The 17,776-nt window shown below is 63.9% G+C and carries 15 protein-coding genes; 8 read left to right on the top strand and 7 right to left on the bottom strand.

Going from position 1 to position 17,776, the window contains the following annotated elements:
- Positions 1-3 precede the first annotated feature (3 nt).
- Complete coding sequence (gene ntrB, locus ABIC03_RS11930; protein ID WP_354058243.1) at positions 4-846, bottom strand: nitrate ABC transporter permease; 843 nt, start codon at positions 844-846, stop codon at positions 4-6.
- Between the two features lie 169 nt (positions 847-1,015).
- Complete coding sequence (locus ABIC03_RS11925; protein WP_354058241.1) at positions 1,016-2,395, bottom strand: CmpA/NrtA family ABC transporter substrate-binding protein; 1,380 nt, start codon at positions 2,393-2,395, stop codon at positions 1,016-1,018.
- Positions 2,396-2,555: 160 nt separating this feature from the next.
- Between ABIC03_RS11925 and ABIC03_RS11920 the strand changes: the two genes are divergently transcribed.
- On the top strand, positions 2,556-4,484 hold the full coding sequence (locus ABIC03_RS11920) for a sigma 54-interacting transcriptional regulator (RefSeq protein ID WP_354058239.1): 1,929 nt from the start codon (positions 2,556-2,558) through the stop codon (positions 4,482-4,484).
- A 6-nt stretch (positions 4,485-4,490) separates the two neighbouring features.
- Here the strand turns inward: ABIC03_RS11920 and ABIC03_RS11915 are convergent, their stop codons facing one another.
- From ABIC03_RS11915 to ABIC03_RS11905, 3 genes are read right to left on the bottom strand one after another with little or no spacing between them, the layout of a single operon-like run.
- Positions 4,491-5,369, bottom strand: a complete 879-nt coding sequence (locus ABIC03_RS11915) for a sulfurtransferase (RefSeq protein ID WP_354058237.1) — start codon at positions 5,367-5,369, stop codon at positions 4,491-4,493.
- A gap of 46 nt (positions 5,370-5,415) precedes the next feature.
- Positions 5,416-6,549 (bottom strand): acyl-CoA dehydrogenase family protein, encoded by a 1,134-nt coding sequence (locus ABIC03_RS11910; protein ID WP_354058235.1) that lies wholly within the window; start codon positions 6,547-6,549, stop codon positions 5,416-5,418.
- Between the two features lie 34 nt (positions 6,550-6,583).
- Entirely contained in the window at positions 6,584-7,126 is a 543-nt protein-coding gene (locus ABIC03_RS11905; protein ID WP_354058233.1) for an OsmC family protein, read from the bottom strand.
- Between the two features lie 246 nt (positions 7,127-7,372).
- On the opposite strand from ABIC03_RS11905, the gene ABIC03_RS11900 reads away from it, so the two are divergent.
- Positions 7,373-8,050, top strand: a complete 678-nt coding sequence (locus tag ABIC03_RS11900; protein ID WP_354058231.1) for a TetR/AcrR family transcriptional regulator — start codon at positions 7,373-7,375, stop codon at positions 8,048-8,050.
- A 70-nt stretch (positions 8,051-8,120) separates the two neighbouring features.
- Here the strand turns inward: ABIC03_RS11900 and ABIC03_RS11895 are convergent, their stop codons facing one another.
- Positions 8,121-9,686, bottom strand: coding sequence for a bifunctional AfsR/SARP family transcriptional regulator/alpha/beta hydrolase (locus ABIC03_RS11895; RefSeq protein WP_354058229.1), 1,566 nt, complete (start codon positions 9,684-9,686; stop codon positions 8,121-8,123).
- Between the two features lie 148 nt (positions 9,687-9,834).
- Between ABIC03_RS11895 and mddA the strand changes: the two genes are divergently transcribed.
- From mddA to ABIC03_RS11870, 5 genes are all read left to right on the top strand, one after another.
- Positions 9,835-10,626: a methanethiol S-methyltransferase gene (gene mddA, locus ABIC03_RS11890; protein ID WP_354058227.1), complete on the top strand. Its 792-nt coding sequence runs from the start codon at positions 9,835-9,837 to the stop codon at positions 10,624-10,626.
- A gap of 47 nt (positions 10,627-10,673) precedes the next feature.
- The gene (locus ABIC03_RS11885) at positions 10,674-11,315 is read left to right on the top strand and encodes a helix-turn-helix transcriptional regulator (protein WP_354058225.1); all 642 of its coding nucleotides are present in this window, start codon (positions 10,674-10,676) and stop codon (positions 11,313-11,315) included.
- Entirely contained in the window at positions 11,312-12,289 is a 978-nt protein-coding gene (locus tag ABIC03_RS11880) for an NADPH:quinone oxidoreductase family protein (RefSeq protein ID WP_354058223.1), read from the top strand. Before ABIC03_RS11885 ends, ABIC03_RS11880 begins: the two co-directional genes overlap by 4 nt.
- A gap of 28 nt (positions 12,290-12,317) precedes the next feature.
- A complete protein-coding gene (locus ABIC03_RS11875; RefSeq protein ID WP_354058221.1) occupies positions 12,318-13,067 on the top strand; it encodes a PaaI family thioesterase in 750 nt (249 codons plus the stop codon).
- Positions 13,068-13,225: 158 nt separating this feature from the next.
- On the top strand, positions 13,226-14,929 hold the full coding sequence (locus ABIC03_RS11870) for an amidohydrolase (protein ID WP_354058219.1): 1,704 nt from the start codon (positions 13,226-13,228) through the stop codon (positions 14,927-14,929).
- A 60-nt stretch (positions 14,930-14,989) separates the two neighbouring features.
- On the opposite strand, the gene ABIC03_RS11865 is transcribed toward ABIC03_RS11870, so the two are convergent.
- Positions 14,990-16,189, bottom strand: a complete 1,200-nt coding sequence (locus ABIC03_RS11865; protein ID WP_354058217.1) for a TrmJ/YjtD family RNA methyltransferase — start codon at positions 16,187-16,189, stop codon at positions 14,990-14,992.
- A gap of 368 nt (positions 16,190-16,557) precedes the next feature.
- Here ABIC03_RS11865 and ABIC03_RS11860 point away from each other — a divergent pair, with 368 nt between their 5' ends.
- Entirely contained in the window at positions 16,558-17,772 is a 1,215-nt protein-coding gene (locus ABIC03_RS11860) for an NADP-dependent isocitrate dehydrogenase (protein WP_275170054.1), read from the top strand.
- Positions 17,773-17,776 lie beyond the last annotated feature (4 nt).

The following is a 17,776-nucleotide window of genomic DNA, read 5'->3' as shown; positions in this document are numbered from 1 at the left end:
GCCCTACTCCGGAAACGTGACCATGCGCGTGAAACGCGCGAGGATCTGGTCGAGCAGCATGCCGACGACCCCGATCAGCAGGATCGCGATGATGACGTTGGTGATCGACAAATTGTTCCACTCGTTCCACACGAAGTAGCCGATGCCGGTGCCGCCGACGAGCATTTCGGCCGCGACGATCACGAGCCAGGCGATGCCGATCGAGATGCGCATGCCGGTCAAAATCGTCGGCGCCGCCGCCGGCAGGATCACGGTGAAGGCGCGCCTGATCGTTCCGACCTCGAGCGTTCGCGCGACGTTGATCCATTCCTTGCGTACGCTCGCGACCCCGAACACGGTGTTGAGCAGCATCGGCCAGATCGAGCAGATGAAGATGACGAAGATCGCGGAGATCGAGGAATCCTTGATGGTGTAGAGCGCGAGCGGCATCCACGCCAGCGGCGAGATCGGCTTCAGCACCTGGATGAACGGATCGAGCGCTTTGCTGAGCAGCGGCGACATGCCGATGAGAAAGCCGAGCGGAATCGCGACCAGCACCGCCAGCAGATAGCCGGTGCCGACGCGCGCAATGGAATAACCGAGCTGGATGCCGAGCCCCTTGTCGTTCGGCCCGTTGTCGTAGAACGGCCTCTTCAAATGCTCCCAGAGTTTTGCGCCGACATCGAACGGCCCGGGCATGGCGGATTTGCCCTGCGTCGCGGTCAGGCCCATCAGCTTGGCGTATTCCGGGCTCATCGTGGCCACCGGTGCCGTCGAGCGCACGGCGAGATGCCAGACCCCGAGGAACGCGACGAGCAGCACGATCGAGACGAGGCCGGCGCGGAGACGAAGGGAGCTGGTGGTCATATTGCAAGATCTCTCCACCCGTCGTCCCGGCGAAGGCCGGGACCCATACCGCGTGATCTAGCGGAGTCGAAAGGTCGTAGTACCGAACAACGTATATTCGCCAAACTCCGCCCTGAGGTTATGGGTCCCGGCCTTCGCCGGGACGACAGCGGAGGCACATCGCGGCCGCTCACGACGCCTTCCTGATCTTGAAGCCCGCCAGATAATCCTCCGGCTTGGCCGGATCGAAAGTCTTGCCCATCACCGCGAATGATTTGTAGCTGCCGGCTGGCGGTGCCAGGCCCATCTCGGTCATCAGCTTCCTGGTGTCGGTGGCGAGATAGACCTGCTCGGCGACGGCCTTGTAGTCGACGTCGCCCTTGATCTGGCCCCAGCGCTTCATCTGCGTCAGCATCCACACCGCAAAGGACTGCCAGGGGAACGGGTCGAAATCGACGCGCTTTTCATCCGTCTTCACGCCGCCGAGGCCGTCGGCATAGGTGCCGGTCAGGACCTGTTCCAGCACCGTCACCGGCGCGTTGATGTAGTTCGCCGGCGCGATTGCCTCGGCGATCTGCTTGCGATTCTCCGCCTTCGACGCATAGGCGGTGGCATCGACGATCGCACGCGTCAGCGCCGCAAAGCTGTTCGGTGCCGTCGTGATGAACTCGCGGCTGGCGGCGAAGCTGCAGCAGGGATGGCCGTCCCAGATTTCCTTGGACAAGAGATGCATGAAGCCGACGCCGTCATAGATCGCGCGCTGGCAGATGTTGTCGGGCGCGAGGAAACCATCGATGTTGTCGGCGCGCAGATTTGCCACCATTTCCGGCGGCGGTACCGAACGCAGCTGCACGTCGGTGTCGGGGTCGATCCCGTGTTCGGCGAGATAGTAGCGCAGCAGATAATTGTGCATGGAATAGTCGAACGGGATGGCGAACTTCATGCCCTTCCAGTCCTTCGGGTCGCGCTTGTCCTTGTGCTTGCTCGCCAGCACGATGCCCTGCCCGTTGATGTTCTCGATCGCGGGCACTGCGAACGGAATGGCGTTGGCACCTAAGCCCAGCGAGATCGCGAGCGGCATCGGCGCCAGCATGTGCGCGGCGTCGTATTCCTTGTTGATGGTCTTGTCGCGGATGACCGCCCAGCCGGCCGTCTTGACCACGTCGACGTTGAGGCCGTGCTTGGCATAGAAGCCCAGCGGCGCCGCCATGATGATCGGCGTCGCGCAGGTGATCGGGATGAAGCCAACCTTGAGGTCCTTCTTTTCCGGCGCGCCGGCTTGCGCAAAGACTTCGGTGGCGGTCTGAAGCGGGAAAAACTGCGACAGCGCCGCCAGCGCGGTGGAGGCCCCGACCGATTTCAGAAACGCGCGCCGCGCCAGATCCTGCGGAAACATCGCGCGCATCACGGCAGAGGCGACGACGCCCTCGTAGCGCTTCTCTTCGCTCTCGACGGGAGCGCAGCGCAATGCGGTTGCTTGCTCATGCTCCGCTGCGGATTGATGCTGACCACAGGCACAGCCGGCTCGCAGGTTGCGATCGGGATCAAACGGATTGTCGAAAGTGGACATCGGACCTCCTGCGCGTCATTTGCGAGGAGAATTACGCAAGGAGCATGCCACCACCTTCAGGCCGGCCAGTGCCTTGATGACGCAGCACTTTCGCTCGCACTTGGTCATTACGAAAACTCGTGATAAACGATATTTCGTAGGTGAATAACGAGATTTCGTAATGGCAACGACGCCAATACTCGCCCACGACGATGTGGCCACGGCTATCGACCCGCGCGTCGCAGCCTTTGAATCCTCGGTCGAAGCGACGCTGCTGGTCGACCCCTTCGGCGACCAGATCGTGGATGCCAATCCCGCCGCCTGCGCCCTGCTCGGCTACGACCGCGCGCTGCTGCGCCAAACCAGCGCGAGCACGCTGCATGCCGGCGAGCTTCCGGCGCTGACCGTGTTCACCCAGGCCGTGCTGCACAAGGGCGCCTACTGGACCACGTCGCTCAACCCACGCCATGCCACCGGGCAAAATCTCCGGCTCGAATATGCCGGCTGCGTCCTGCCCCATGACGGGCGCACGCTGGTCCAGCTCACCCTGACCGATCTCGACGCGCGCCGCCGCCGCAATGTCGATGCCGCCGCTGAAGACCACATGCGCAGCGGCATCTCGACCTGGCAGCGGGTCGAGCGCGTGTTCCAGGACATCGAGCGCGAGAACCAGCTGATCCTGCGCGCCGCCGGCGAAGGCATTTACGGCGTCAACGCGGAAGGCAAGACCACCTTCGTGAACCCTGCCGCCGAGCGGATGCTGGGCTGGACCGCCGAGGAGCTGGTCGGCAAGGAAATCCATCCCATCATGCACCACACCCACCATGACGGGCGGCACTATCACAACCATGATTGCCCGATTTACGCGGCGTTCCGCGACGGCGCGGTGCACCAGGTCGACGGCGAGGTGTTCTGGCGCAAGGACGGGTCGCCGGCCTGGGTCGAATACACCTCCACGCCGATCCGCGATCGCGGCGTGGTGGTCGGCGCCGTCGTGGTGTTTCGCGACGTCAGCCAGCGCCGCGAGGCCGACGAGAAGCTGCACGCCGCGCTCGCCGAGGTCGATCGCCTGCGCGAACGTCTCGAGCTCGAAAACGCCTATCTCCAGGAAGAAATCCGCATCGAGACCAATCCGCGCGGCATCATCGGTGGAAGCGAGGCGATCCAGAAAACGCTGCGCCAGGTCAAGCTGGTGGCGCCGACCACCGCAGCGGTGATGATCACCGGGGAATCCGGGACCGGCAAGGAGCTGATCGCGCGCGCCATCCACGAGGACTCTACCCGTAGCGACCGGCCACTGATCCGCGTCAATTGCGCCGCGATCCCGCGGGAATTGTTCGAGAGCGAATTCTTCGGCCATGTCCGCGGCGCCTTCACCGGCGCAACCCGCGACCGCATCGGCCGGTTCGAGCTTGCTGACGGCGGCACGCTGTTCCTCGATGAGGTCGGCGAGATCCCGCTCGAACTGCAAGGCAAGCTGCTGCGCGTGTTGCAGGAGGGCAATTTCGAGCGCGTCGGCCAGGAGCGCACCCGCGCGGTCGACGTCCGCGTCATCGCCGCGACCAATCGCGACCTCAAGCAGGAGGTGCAGCGCGGCCGTTTTCGCGAGGACCTCTATTTCCGCCTCAACGTGTTTCCGATCGAGACGGTACCCCTGCGCGAACGGCGCGAGGACATTGCGCTGCTCGCCCAGCATTTTCTGACCCGCGAGAGCAAGGCGCTGAAATCGAATCTGCGCCTGTCGGAAGGCGATGCGCGTCGGCTGACGCGCTATGACTGGCCGGGCAATGTCCGCGAACTACAGAACGTGATCGAGCGCGCCGCGATCCTGTCGCAGAACGGCCGTTTGCGGATTGATCTGCCCGACTTCTCCGGCACGCAGGCCCCAGCCGGCGCCGCGCGGCAGAAGGCTGACGCGCGGCCGGCTGTGATGACGTCATCCGAAATGCGCGACCACGAGCGCGCCAACATCCTGGCCGCGCTCGAGGGCTGCGCCGGAAAAGTGTTCGGCCCCGGTGGCGCGGCCGAGATGCTGGATATCAAGCCGACCACGCTGGCCTCGCGGATCAAGGCGCTGGGAATCGCGCCCCGTCCGCGGGCCGGCGGTTAGCGGCGATCACGCCGCCTTGGTCGTCACCTCCGATGCGATCGGCAATCCCTGCTCGATCGGCAGCGACGGATCGCGCGACCATTCGTTCCAGGAGCCGAAATACATCCGCACGTCCTTCACGCCGGCGTTCTTCAGCGCCAGGAACGTGTTCGAGGCGCGCGCTCCCTTGAAGCAGTAGAGATAGACCGGCGTGGACGGCGAGATGCCGACAGTGGCGCATTCCGCCAGGATCTCGTCCTTGGACTTGAAGCGCGGGCCCTCGGCGGTCGGCTTCATCATGCGATACCATTCCAGCCACACCGCACCTGGGATGCGCCCCTTGCGCGGGCAGAAATCCTTCCCGTAGGGCGACGAGCTGTCGCCGATCCACTCGTCGACATCGCGCACGTCGAGAATCGCGACGCCCGGCTTGCCGACCGCCCCCAGCATGGTCTTTGCGTCGATCAGGATCTCGCCCGCTTCAGGCACGATCGAGAACGACGCCTTCGCCGGCGCCGGCACATCCTTGGTCACCGGAAGACCCGCGGCCGCCCAGGCATCGAAGCCGCCATGCAGCACCTTGATCTTGGGATAGCCGAGCATGGTGAGCAGGTAGTAGCCGCGGCAGGATTGGCCGAAGCCCGAGTTCATCGACTGCTCGTAGATCACGGCCGTCTCTTTGCCGGAGAGACCGGCAGCGCCGAACGCATCAGCGAACTTCGTCTTCAGCTCGGCCATGCCCTCCGGCGTTGAGGTCGCGAGGAACGTGAAGATCTCATGCACGTTCACGGCGTTGGGCAGGTGCCCGGCGCCATAGGCGTCGGGGTTGCGGGTGTCGATCACGACACAGGGCTCGGTCTTCAAGAGATCGGCAAGTTCGCTGGCAGAGATCAGGACGTCCGTCATGGGCAGCCTCTCCGTTGAGGTTAGATGGTGGGTGGGCTCGTAAAACTCAGGAATCGGCGAGCATCTTGCGCAGCTGCTTGGTGGCAGGGGTGACGATCGCGACGAAATAGGCCTCGCGCAGGCGGCGCTGCGCGCGGTGGGACTTGAGGTAGCCGCGCGCGCCACAATGCAGCATCGCCGCATGCGCCGCCGCGACGCTGGCCTCTCCGGCGCGAAGCCTGAGCGCGATCACCTTGCGCCAGTAGGTCTCCTCTTCATTGTAGGGATCGCGCGCCAGCGCCATGGTCTCGGCCTCGAGTTCGGCGGCGAGATCGCGGAAGTGCACCGGCTGTTGCGGCAAATAGCGGTTGATGTGGCCGAGCGGGTTGTCGACCTCATCCATGATGTTGATGCAGTCCTTGATGAGGCCGAGCGCCATGCCGGCCTGCAGCAGGATGAAGCCGGCGCGGATCTTCTTCACGAAGGGGCCGGCGGGATCGGCCAGGATCAGCTCGTCCGGCACGAAGACATCGCGGAACTGCACGCCGCAGGTACCGGTACCGTCCATTGCGAGAAACGGCTTGCATGGCGTCAGCGTGATCGCGGGATCGGAGCAGTCCGCGAGGAACATGACAGTGCCAGGCTCGCCGCTTGCGATGCCCGGCTCGTCCTCGCGCTCGAAGATGGTGCCGAAATAATGGTCGGGGCCGAGATTGGAGACCCAGGGCAGCGCGCCGCGCACGATGTAGCCGCCGTCGACCTTGCGCCCCTTCAGCTTGAGCTTTTCGATGCCGAAAAAGCTCTTCATCGGATTGGAAAGCCCGGTGCCGCCGAGCACGCGGCCGGTCGAGAACGCATCGCCGAAGCGCTTTGCCAGCGTCATGTTGGTGGAGTTGGCGGCGTACCAGACCAGTGTGTTCTGGCACCACGCCATGAAGGCGGTGCTGCCGCAGACCTCGCCGATCGCCGACATGGCCTGGATCGCACAGCGCAAGTCCGCGGGCCCCTCGTGCGGCACGTGGCTGCCCCAGGCGCCGACCTCGCCGAATTGGCGCAGCACCTCGGCGGGATAGACGGTGCCGGCATCGATGCCGGCGGCGAGCGGCGCGAGCTGCTCCCGCGCAATCCGCGCCACCTCTCCTGCAATGGACGGTGCGGGCTGATCCAAAACTTCGGCCCGTGATAAAGCCAGTGAACCCATGATCGTTTCCCGCACCTTGTCCTGTTGCCGTCTACTAGATGCCGACCTCGAGATTGACCGGGCGGGTGAAGGTGTTGGCGACCGGCGACCATTGCTTCACATGGGCGACCAGCGCATTGATCTCATCCGGCGAGATCCCCTCACATTCCATGTCGACCTTGACGCGCACGTCGGTGAAGCCGACCGGCTTGTCCGAGATGTCGCCGGTGCCCCACACCGCAGTGATGTTAAGATCGCCCTCGAGCTCGAGCTCGAGCTTGTTGACGATCCAGCCGCGATGCACGGCGTTGGCGTGCAGACCGACGGCGAGGCAGGAGCCGAGCGCGGCGAGCGAGGCTTCGGACGGATTCGGCGCAGTGTCGTCGCCCAAAAGCCCCGGCGGCTCGTCGACGATGTACGGCGGCAGACTGCGGATGTAGTTGGCGTGGCGGAATTTTCCTTCCGCGACCGTCTTGCACTTCAAGGTCTTGATGACCTTCGGATTGGCCTTGCCGTTGGCGATCAGTTGCTCGAGGCCATTCTTGTCGATGGGCGCGAGGCAACCCGTCAGCACTGTCTTTTGAACGACGGCAGTCATCATCTTCTCCCTGGCAGAAGTGGAAATCGGCAGGATACCGAACGGTCTGTTTCCTTGCATGGAGCGTGCCAGAGCCGGCCAAAATCAAAAGGCGAAGCATTGGAGCCGCTTAGCGGGAGCTGCCTGCGGATTGATCAGGGATCGTTTGCTCAAAGGCGATGCAGACGGGCTTTCCCCTGCGAATCTTTTCAGCGCAGAACAGATGCGGCTTGCTGATGCGCCGCGGCTGCGATTAAGTTGCAGCCCATGGCCAAGCTGTCACTGAACAAGCCCTCACTGAACAAGACGTCTAAGCAGAAGTCTCAGTCGCCGCACGGCACCAGCGACGACGAGTCAGCGCGCGGGCGCCTGCTCAACGCCGCTACGCATCTGTTCTGCAAGAACGGCATCAACGCCACCGGCATCGACGCGATCATCGCGGAAGCCGGCACCGCGAAGACCACGCTCTATAAATTGTTCGGCTCCAAGACCAATCTGGTCAACGCGGTGCTGGAGAGCGAAGGCAAGCAGTGGCGCGAATGGTTCATCGGCGCCATGGAAGAAGGCGGCGGCGACGCCCAAGCCAAGCTCACGCGCATCTTCCCGGCCCTGAAGTGCTGGTTCGCGGAAGAGCGCTTCTACGGCTGCCCCTTCATCAATGCGGTCGGCGAGCACGACAAGGACGCCAAGCAATTCCGCAACATCGCGATGAAGCACAAGAAGATCGTGCTCGGCCATATCGAGAAGCTCGCCGGCGAGCTCGGATCGAACGAGCCCGTCGTGCTCGCACATCAGCTCGGCCTGTTGATCGACGGTGCGATCGTCGCGGCGATGGTGTCGCGCGATCCGGGCGTGGCGGATACGGCGGCGCTGACCGCGGGCCCCCTGCTCAGTCAGCCCAAGGCAAAGAAGAAGCGCGCGGCGGATCAGTTAGAGGCGGTGTGACCTCGTAGCCCGCATGGAGCGGAGCGCAATGCGGGGACACTGTCCCGGATTGCGCTCCGCTCCATCCGGGCTACAGCACCTTACGGCCCGCTCTCACCTCGCCCGGCAACAGATCTATGAATCTTTTGATCGCCGCCAGCACCGGCTCCTGATCGCCTGCGAAGAACCAGTGATCATTGCCGTCGAGCTCGACGAATTGTGCACCTTTGATCCGGCTCGCCACATCGCGGCCGGCCGCGATCCGTACGGCCTTGTCGTCTCGACGATGCAGCACCAATGTCGGCATGGCAATCTGCGGCAAAAGGTGCCGCACGTCGGCGTCGCGAAACGCCTCGAGCACCGCCGAGATGCCGCCGGGACTGGAGGCCGCGCGCAATAACCCCGCCCACCAGGCGCGGGCCTGAGGATCGCCGGCAAGGCTGGGCGCGAAGGTTTCAATCTCGACCGGACCTCCCCATTGCGCGATGAGGTGCTTGCTCCAGGCGTCGTACTGGCTGGCGCGCAACGCGTGCGGATAGTCCTGCGACCAGCAGCCCTTGGCCAATGCACCGAACAGGATGAGTCCAGCCACGAGACGCGGCTCGTCGACCGCAAATTTGATGCAGGCCGGCCCGCACTCGGATGCGCCGAACAGCACGACGCGGCGCGCATCCACGGCCCGCAGCACGGTGCCGATATCCTCCGCGGTGACGTCGATACCAGGCGCCGATCCAACCCGGTCGGACAACCCGATGCCGCGACGATCGAACACGATCAGACGCCCCAGCTTCATCAGTGAGGCCAGAAACGCCCGGCTGGCGGGGTGCTCCCAGGCGCGCTCCACATGCGACACGAAGCCGGGCATGACCAGGATATCGAGCGGACCGCTGCCATAGGTCTGATACGCCAGATGCACACCGGCGCCCTTGACGTAGCGCGTCGCTGGAACGGCGTGTGCCGCCGCGGGACTCATTAACGCCTCGGTCTCGGCTTCGGGCCTAACACCAAGCTCGTCACGCAGCCGCTGCGTCAGTGCCGCGTGGTGCCGCTCTGCCGCGCTACGGTCGCCCGCCAGCAGCAGGCTGCGGATCAGATGCCGCCCGTAGACCTCGCTCAAAGGATCGAGCTCGACCAGACGGGTCGCATGCGCGGCCGCGGCAAAGTAGTCGCCGCCGGCAGTCTTGTCCTGCACCAGACGCTCCAGCGCATGCATCAGCCGTCCCCGCAGCGCCTCGCGGCGGAAGAACGCCCAGTCGTCGAATTCCGGACAATCCTCCGGCGAGAAGCCTGCGAGGAAATCTCCCCCGTAGACCTGGCACGCCTCATCAAAATCGCCGCGATCGCAGGCGCTCTCGAACAGATGTGCATCGACCTTCAGCGCGACTGCCGGAGACCATCGCACGCTGGTCCGGTCGGTCTCGAATACCTTCTGACCGAGTGTCAGCTCGATGCGGTGAAGCAGGCGCCGCAATCGCGCAAGCCCGGTGTCGCGGTCGGCCTCGGGCCACAGCAGCGTGGCCACGATTTCGCGGGCAGCGCCCTTGGCCTCCGCGAGATAGACCAGCAGCGCGAGGCCCTTGCGTAAGGCCAACTTGATCGGGCGGCCGTCGGCGTGGACCTCCGGGAACCCGAACGTCCCCAGCGAGAAAGCCGTCATGAAAGTCCTCCCTTCCCTCGCGGCGCCCCCGGGGGACGCACAGGGGACGGTCCAGCAATAGCAATCGGGGCAGATCGAGCCTGCTCGCCGGCGAGCAACTCAGGCTCCTGCATGCGGCACGGCTGCATCAGGCACAATAGGAAAAAACATGATCTCGCGCCTCCTGATCCTGCTCTATGCCATCGTGAGCTACGTCATCTTCACGATCTCATTTCTCTATGCGCTCGGTTTCGTCGGCAATTATGTCGTGCCCAAATCGATCGATATGTCGATCGGCGTCGGCAGCTCCGCGAATTGGGGCGAGGCCATCGTCGTCAACCTGCTGCTGATGAGCCTGTTTGCAATCCAGCACAGCGTCATGGCGCGCCCGGCCTTCAAGCGATGGTGGGCCAAATTCCTCCCCCTCGCCTGCCAGCGCAGCACCTATGTGCTGCTCTCCAGCCTGATCCTCCTTTTGCTGTTCTGGCAGTGGCGTCCGATCCCGACGCCGGTCTGGCAAGCGAGCGGAATAGCGGCCTGGTTGCTGATCGGCGTGCATTGGCTCGGCTGGCTGATCGCGTTCGCCTCGACCCACATGATTGATCATTTCGATCTGTTCGGCCTCCGCCAGGCTTTCGTCGCGTTCCGCGGGTCCGAGATACCAGGTCAGTCGTTCAGAACGCCGCTGCTCTACAAGATCGTGCGACATCCGCTCATGCTCGGCTTTCTGCTCGCGTTCTGGGCCACGCCCGAGATGACCGTCGGCCATCTGCTGTTCGCGATTGCGAACACGGCCTACATCCTGGTCGCCCTGCAGTTCGAGGAGCGGGATCTGATCGCCGAGTTCGGCATGACCTATCGGCAATATCGCCGCCGCGTTCCGATGCTGCTGCCGCGGCTTTTCACGCGCCGCCCGGCGGACGAGCGGCAGCCCCCTGGCCCCGCTGGTGCACCCCGATGAGCGCAGTGCCAAGCCGCGCATTTGCAATCGGGCGGGGGCCCGTTCCCGTGGCCGCAAACGCCGCCGTGTTCGCCGATATCCTCAATGGGCTCGACGCCAGCCTCTTTCTCGTCGACACGGACGGACGTCTCATTCATGCCAATACCGCCGGGCAGGCCATGCTCGATGCCTGCAACGTCCTGCTTGAGCTCCGTGGGCAGCTAATGGCCTGCGATACCATGGTCAGCCAGATGTTGCGGCAGGTCTTCGCGGCAGCGGGACGCGGCGACGAGGCCCATGGCATCAACGGACTCGCGATCTCGATGATCGGATTGGACGGTGAACGCCACGTCGCCCATGTCCTGTCGCTAACACCGGGCGTGCGCCGAAATGCGGGTGTCGCCTACAGCGCGGTTGCCGCGTTGTTCGTCCGCAAGGCGGCGCTGACACTATCGCCTCGTTCCGAAGCTCTCCGTAACGCGTTCAAACTGACGCCGACGGAGTTGCGTGTGTTGCTCGCGATTGTCGAGCTCGGCGGCGTTCCCGAAGTGGCGGCGGCGCTCGGCGTCGCAGTTACGACGATCAAGACGCATGTCCGTCGCCTGACTGGTGCAGCGCGACAGGCCGATTTCGTCAAGCTCGTCGCAGGATATGCGACGCCGTTGAGAGAACCTGCCGAACATGGACAATCCGCTGGAGCGATACGATGAGAGCAGTTCTATGCAGTTCATTCACCGGACCTGGCGATTTGCGCCTCAGCGAAATCGACGAGCCGAAGCCGGCGCGCGACGAGATTCTGATCGACGTCCACGCCGCCTCCGTCAGTTTCATGGACCAGTTGGTGGTCTCGGGCCTCTACCAGATGCGGCCGCCGACGCCCTTCGTGCCCGGCACGGAAGCATCCGGTGTCGTCGTCGCGGTCGGCGACGAGGTCACGGGATTCGCGCCTGGCGACCGCGTGGCGTGCAGCGCCTGGACCGGCGGGTACGCCGAACGGATGATAGCGAAGGACTCAAAGTGCGTGCTTCTGCCTGAAGGCGTCGCGTTCGAAGCCGCGGCGACGGTCCTGCATAATTATGGCACAGCCTATTATGCGCTGCTCGAACGGGCCCGGGCGCAGCGCGGCGAAACGCTGTTCGTCACCGGTGCTGCTGGCGGAGTTGGCCTTGCCGTGGTCGATCTCGGCCGCCATCTGGGCCTGCGCGTCGTCGCCGGTATCGGCTCCGATGACAAGGCTGCTCTGGTTCGCAATTATGGGGCAAGCGAAATCGTCAACTATCGCAGCGAGGATCTGCGCGACCGCATCAAGTCGATCACGTCGGGAGAAGGCATCGACATCGGCTTCGACAACATCGGCGGCGCGATTTTCGAGCAGATGGCTCGGCTGATGAAATGGGGCGGACGGCTGATGCCGATCGGCTTCACCAGTGGCGATATCCCGTCGCTTCCGATGAACCTTCCGCTGCTGAAGAACTATTCCATCCTCGGGGTCTTCGTCGGCGCCTGGGCGGAGAAATTCTCGCTCGAAGCCGCGCGTATGAACGCCACGCTGATGCAATTACTGGCCGACGGACAAATACGCCCGCACATCGATCGCGTCCTCCCTTTGGAGGAGGCCGGCGAAGCCATGCGTGCGGTGGCCAACCGAACGGTTCAGGGGCGAATTGTCCTCAAGATCAGGTAAAGTACACCGGGCAGAGAGAACAAAACCGATGACACAGATCATCATCGACAAACGCTTTTGCGGTCCTCCCAACTCCGGGAACGGTGGCTATGTCTGCGGCCGGCTGGCCCGCCACATTCCCGGGGCTGCGGAGGTGACGCTGCGCGCACCGCCGCCGCTGGACACGCCGCTCGATGCGGTCGCGACGAACGACGGCACATGGGAGCTTCGCGACGGCGACAAAATCGTCGCGACCGGGCGAGCGGCAAGCGTCGAGCTTGCGCGCATGGAAACAGCCAGCTTCGAGGACGCCTGCGCCGCCGAGCTATCGACGCCGGTGAAGCCGCACGAGCATCCGCTGCCGACATGTTTCGTCTGCGGTCCTGCAAGGACGAAAGGCGACGGCCTGCGCATCTTTGCCGGCTCGCTCCGTGGTCACAGCGCCGTTCTCGCGGCGAGCTGGACGCCGGATCAAAATCTCGCCGCCGAGGACGGCTTGGTCGCCACCGAATTCCTCTGGTCGGCGCTCGACTGCCCCACCGGTTTTGCCTGCAATTGCGATCCGCAGAGCGGCAGCTTCGACAAGGCGCCGCTGCTGCTGGGACGGATGTCGGCGCGGATCGAAGCCCGCCCGCGCCCGGGAGACCGCTGCATCATCACGGCCTGGCCAACCGGCCGCGACGGCCGCAAACGCACGGCCGAAGCTGCAGCGCATGACGAAGCCGGGAAGTTGCTGGCGGTGGCGCGCACGACATGGATTGCGGTGGAGCGCGAGGTGCAGCTCGGGCGTCCTTCGTAGACGGACGTGGGCGGCCGGCCAGCTTTCCGCCTAACAAGGAAGCACTCCACCTGCCCACCGTGCGACGCTGCCAAGCGTCGAGAAGCATTGAACCCCTATTTGATCAAAGATACCCTTGCAGCTGTCGCCAACGCAAAAAAGATCCAAGGGGGTACGCGATGGTCCGCAAGTTAACGGCATTTGCAATCCTTGCTACGGGCATGTTCATCGCCGGCGTCGCAAATGCCGAGGCGCAGCAGCCGGAGCTTAATGCGCCTGACCTGGTCCTCGTTAATGGCAAGGTTCTGACGTTGGACGACCGATCGACCGTCACGGAGGCAGTCGCCGTCGCAGATGGAAAGATCATCGCGACCGGAACCAGTGCTTCGATCAAGGCGCTTGCAGGCGCCCGGACCCGCGTGCTCGATGTGGCCGGCAAGACCGTCATCCCCGGATTGATCGATACACACGCTCATTTCAAGGCCGCTGGTCTGGGCGACTATGTCGTAATCCTGGGCCGCGCCAAGACCGTTGCGGACGCGCTCGAAGCCATCAAATCATTCGCCACGAAGAAAAAGCCGGGTGAGTGGATTGTAGGTGGCGCGTGGCATCCGCCCTCACAATTGGCCGAGAAGCGCTATCTGACGAGGCAGGAGATCGATAGCGTTGCTCCGAACAACCCGGTCTATCTTCGCACCGTCGGGCATTTCTCGATGGCGAACACCATGGCTCTACAAGTGGTCGGTGTCGACAAGACCACCGCGGATCCGAGTGGTGGTAAGTTTGAACGCGACGCAGCCGGTGAATTGACCGGCGTGCTCGTGGAGACGGCGATCGATCGGGTCGAGAAGGCCGTACCACCCTGGACAGAAGACGACGAAATGCGGCAATTCACCATTGCCGAAGGTGTGCTGAACAGCTTCGGCATCACCAGTGTGATCGAAGGCGCAACAGAGCCACGCGATGTCCGCACGCTGCAGAAGCTTGTCGCAGCCGGAAAAGCCACTTTGCGCACCGGCGTGATGTTTCGACCGGAGCCTCCAGCCGATCTGAGCGCATGGGAAGCGATCATGTCAGGCAATGGGGCCTCATCAGGGTTCGGTGACGATTGGCTCAAGTTCGCCGGCATCAAGATCTTTTACGACGGCGGCATGACGCTGAAGACGGCGCTCATGCGTGACGTGTATCCCGATTCACACGACAATTATCACGGCATCACGCAGCAGACTCCCGAGCGGCTGAAGCAACTCATCTCCGTCTGCAACCGTTATGACTGGCGTGTCGGTGTCCACGTGGTGGGCGATCTGGGTATTGACCAGGTGCTCGATGCCTTCGAGGCAGCGGATAAAGAAAAATCGATCCGCGACCGTCGCTTCGTCCTCATCCACGCCAGCCTGATCCGGCTAGAACAGATGGAGCGTGCGCAAAGACTGGGAGTCCGCATAGATTTCCAGAACGTTTTCATGTGGGACAAGGGAGCGACGGTCGAACGATTTCTCGGGAAAGCGACCGCCGACCGCGCCGTGCCGACCAGGACGTTGATTGAGAAAATGGGGCTCAACAGCCTCGGCGCCGGGACGGATTTTCCGGTCAACCCGATCAACCCCTTCCTCAACATGTACATCATGGTGACCAGGAAGGACCCCAACGGAAACGTCTACGGCTCGGCAGAAGCCATTACGCGCGAGCAGGCCCTACGGCTCTACAGCAGCGCGGCTTCGCGCTACACGTTCGATGAAACGCGCAAAGGGACCATCGAACCCGGAAAGCTGGCGGACATCGTCGTGCTCTCCGCTGACTACGCGGCCGTGCCGGAGGAGCAGATCAAGGACATCAAGGTGGACCTGACCCTGGTCGGCGGCAAGGTTGTCTTCCAGCGCTGAACCGGCGCTGATTGGCCAAGGTGAGCGAGAGCGACAATTCGCTCCGCTTCCCGACGAAATCTACGCGCCCTGCGCGATCATCCCCTGCAGCCGCGCCAGCTCCGCCTCCAGATCCCGCTCCACATCCGCCGCCCGCATCTCGATTACCCGATAATCCCGCGCCTCGAGCCACGCCCGCCGGCCCGCGCGGTCGGCAGCGATGGTCTCGCCCTCGCCCGGGTTGACCAGTTCGATCGCGATCCGGTGCGGGAACGAGACGAAGTCCGGGATGTGTCGGCCGACCGGGGTCTGGCGCTTGAACCCTCCTGCGAAGCGGCGGTCGCGCGTCAGGGCCTGCCAGAGCAGACGCTCGGCATCGGTCGGGTTGCGGCGGAGCAGGCGGGCGAGGCCGCGCACGGTGGAGCCGCTGTCGGGCACCCCGCCGCCCTGCCCGTGCTCCGCCAGCAGCGCGCGCAGGCGGGTGGCCTGCTCGCCGTCGAGCACGCCGCCTTTGGCCGGGCCCTTGCGCCCTTCCGCGATCGCCATCACCACCCCATGCAGGGTGTGCATGTCCTGCTTGGTCGGCTCCATCCGGCTGAAGATGTTGCGCAGGTTCACCAGCATGGTGTCGCGCTTCTCGGCCGGGCGCAGGAATTCGACCCGGTCGAGTTCGCGGATGAGATTGTCGAAGAAGGCCTGCATCTGGTGCTGCGAGGCGCGCTCGGAGCGCTCCGGCATCGCGTGCGGCAGCTCGCCGGAGGTTGCCCGCTTGAACCATTCGTAGCCGACCAGCAGCACCGCCTGGGCGAGGTTGAGCGAGGCAAAGCCCGGATTGACGGGGAACGTAATGATGCGGTTGGCAAGCCCGACCTCCTCATTGGTCAGGCCCCAGCGCTCCCGGCCGAACAGGATACCGGCCTTGCCGCCCGCAGCGACGTGCCCGGAAATCTCGCTAGCTGCGGCTTCCGGCCCCACCACCGGCTTGGCCTGGTCGTGGGGGCGCGCGGTGGTGGCGAACAGCAGGTCGAGGTCTGCGACGGCCTCACCGACCGTGTCGAACAATTCGACCTTATCCAGAATATAGTCGGCCCCGGCCGCGGCGCGCTGGGCGGCGATATTCGGCCAGCCGTCGCGCGGGTTGACGATGCGCAATCGGCTCAGCGCGAAGTTGCCCATGGCGCGCGCGGCCATGCCGATGTTTTCGCCCAGCTGCGGCTCGACCAGGATGACGATGGGACCGTCGAGGGAAAGGCCCGCTTTGCTCTTGTCAGTCCCCGACATCTCGCTTCGCTTTCACACTGGTTCTCAAGGCCTTGGACAGGCGCTCTTGATGAATTGATTCAAGGCCGGTCCTGACCCGGTATCGACCCGGTCTTGACCTGCTCTCGGGCCGGCTGCCCGAGCGCCTGTCGTTTGCCTGTCCTGAGAAAATTCTCAAGGGAAATAACGGGTTGGATTCGACTTTTGAATCTCGTCTGAAACTTCACCCCGGCCCCCGCGGCGGGGCTGCTCCCGTCCCCCATCTGCGGAGGCTGGATGAGCTAAAAGTGCATAATCCCTTGGCTTTCGCCGGCCGCGTCCCGGTGCTAAGAGGCGGCGGATATTCCCGTGGCGCGCCAAAGCGCCGTTCCCAAGAGGCTTCCCCGATCATGGCAAAAATCAAGGTGTCCAACCCCGTCGTCGAACTCGATGGCGACGAGATGACCCGGATCATCTGGCAGTACATCAAGGACAAGCTGATCAACCCGTTCCTGGATGTCGAGCTGCTCTATTTCGACTTGGGCATGGAATACCGTGACGAGACCAACGATCAGGTCACCATCGACGCCGCCGAGGCCATCAAGAAGGTTGGCGTCGGCGTCAAGTGCGCCACCATCACCCCGGACGAGGCCCGGGTGAAGGAATTCAATCTCAAGCAGATGTGGAAGTCGCCGAACGGCACCATCCGCAACATCCTCGGCGGCGTGATCTTCCGCGAACCGATCATCTGCAAGAACGTGCCGCGCCTGGTTCCCGGCTGGACCAAGCCGATCATCATCGGCCGCCACGCCTATGGCGACCAGTATCGCGCCACCGACATCAAGTTCCCGGGCAAGGGTACGCTGACGATGAAGTTCGTCGGCGAGGATGGCACCGTCATCGAGAAGGAAGTGTTCAAGACCCCGGGCGCCGGCGTCGCGATGCAGATGTACAATCTCGACGACTCCATCATCGACTTCGCCCGCGCTTCGTTGAACTATGGCCTGCTGCGCAACTACCCGGTCTATCTCTCGACCAAGAACACGATCATGAAGGTCTATGACGGCCGCTTCAAAGACATCTTCCAGGACATCTACGAGCGCGAGTTCAAGAAGGAGTTCGACGCCAAGGGCCTGACCTACGAGCACCGCCTGATCGACGACATGGTGGCCTCGGCGCTGAAATGGTCCGGCGGCTATGTCTGGGCCTGCAAGAACTACGACGGCGACGTGCAGTCCGACACTGTGGCGCAGGGCTACGGCTCGCTCGGCCTGATGACCTCGGTCCTCCTCACCCCCGACGGCAAGACGGTGGAAGCCGAAGCCGCCCACGGCACGGTGACCCGCCACTACCGCGAGCACCAGAAGGGCAAGGAGACCTCGACCAACTCGATCGCGTCGATCTTCGCCTGGACCCGCGGCCTGTCGCACCGCGCCAAGCTCGACAACAATGCCGAGCTCGCCAAGTTCGCCAACACCCTGGAGAAGGTCTGCGTCGACACCGTCGAGGAAGGCTACATGACCAAGGACCTCGCGCTCCTGGTCGGCGCCGACCAGCGCTGGCTCTCGACCACCGGCTTCCTCGACAAGGTCGCGGAGAACCTCGGCAAGGCGCTGGCGGCGTAAGCCG

This window comes from Bradyrhizobium sp. RT6a (genome assembly GCF_040547675.1).
Classification (GTDB): domain Bacteria; phylum Pseudomonadota; class Alphaproteobacteria; order Rhizobiales; family Xanthobacteraceae; genus Bradyrhizobium.
Note: the sequence above shows the minus strand (reverse complement) of the source record. Positions and strands in the feature narration are given on the sequence as shown.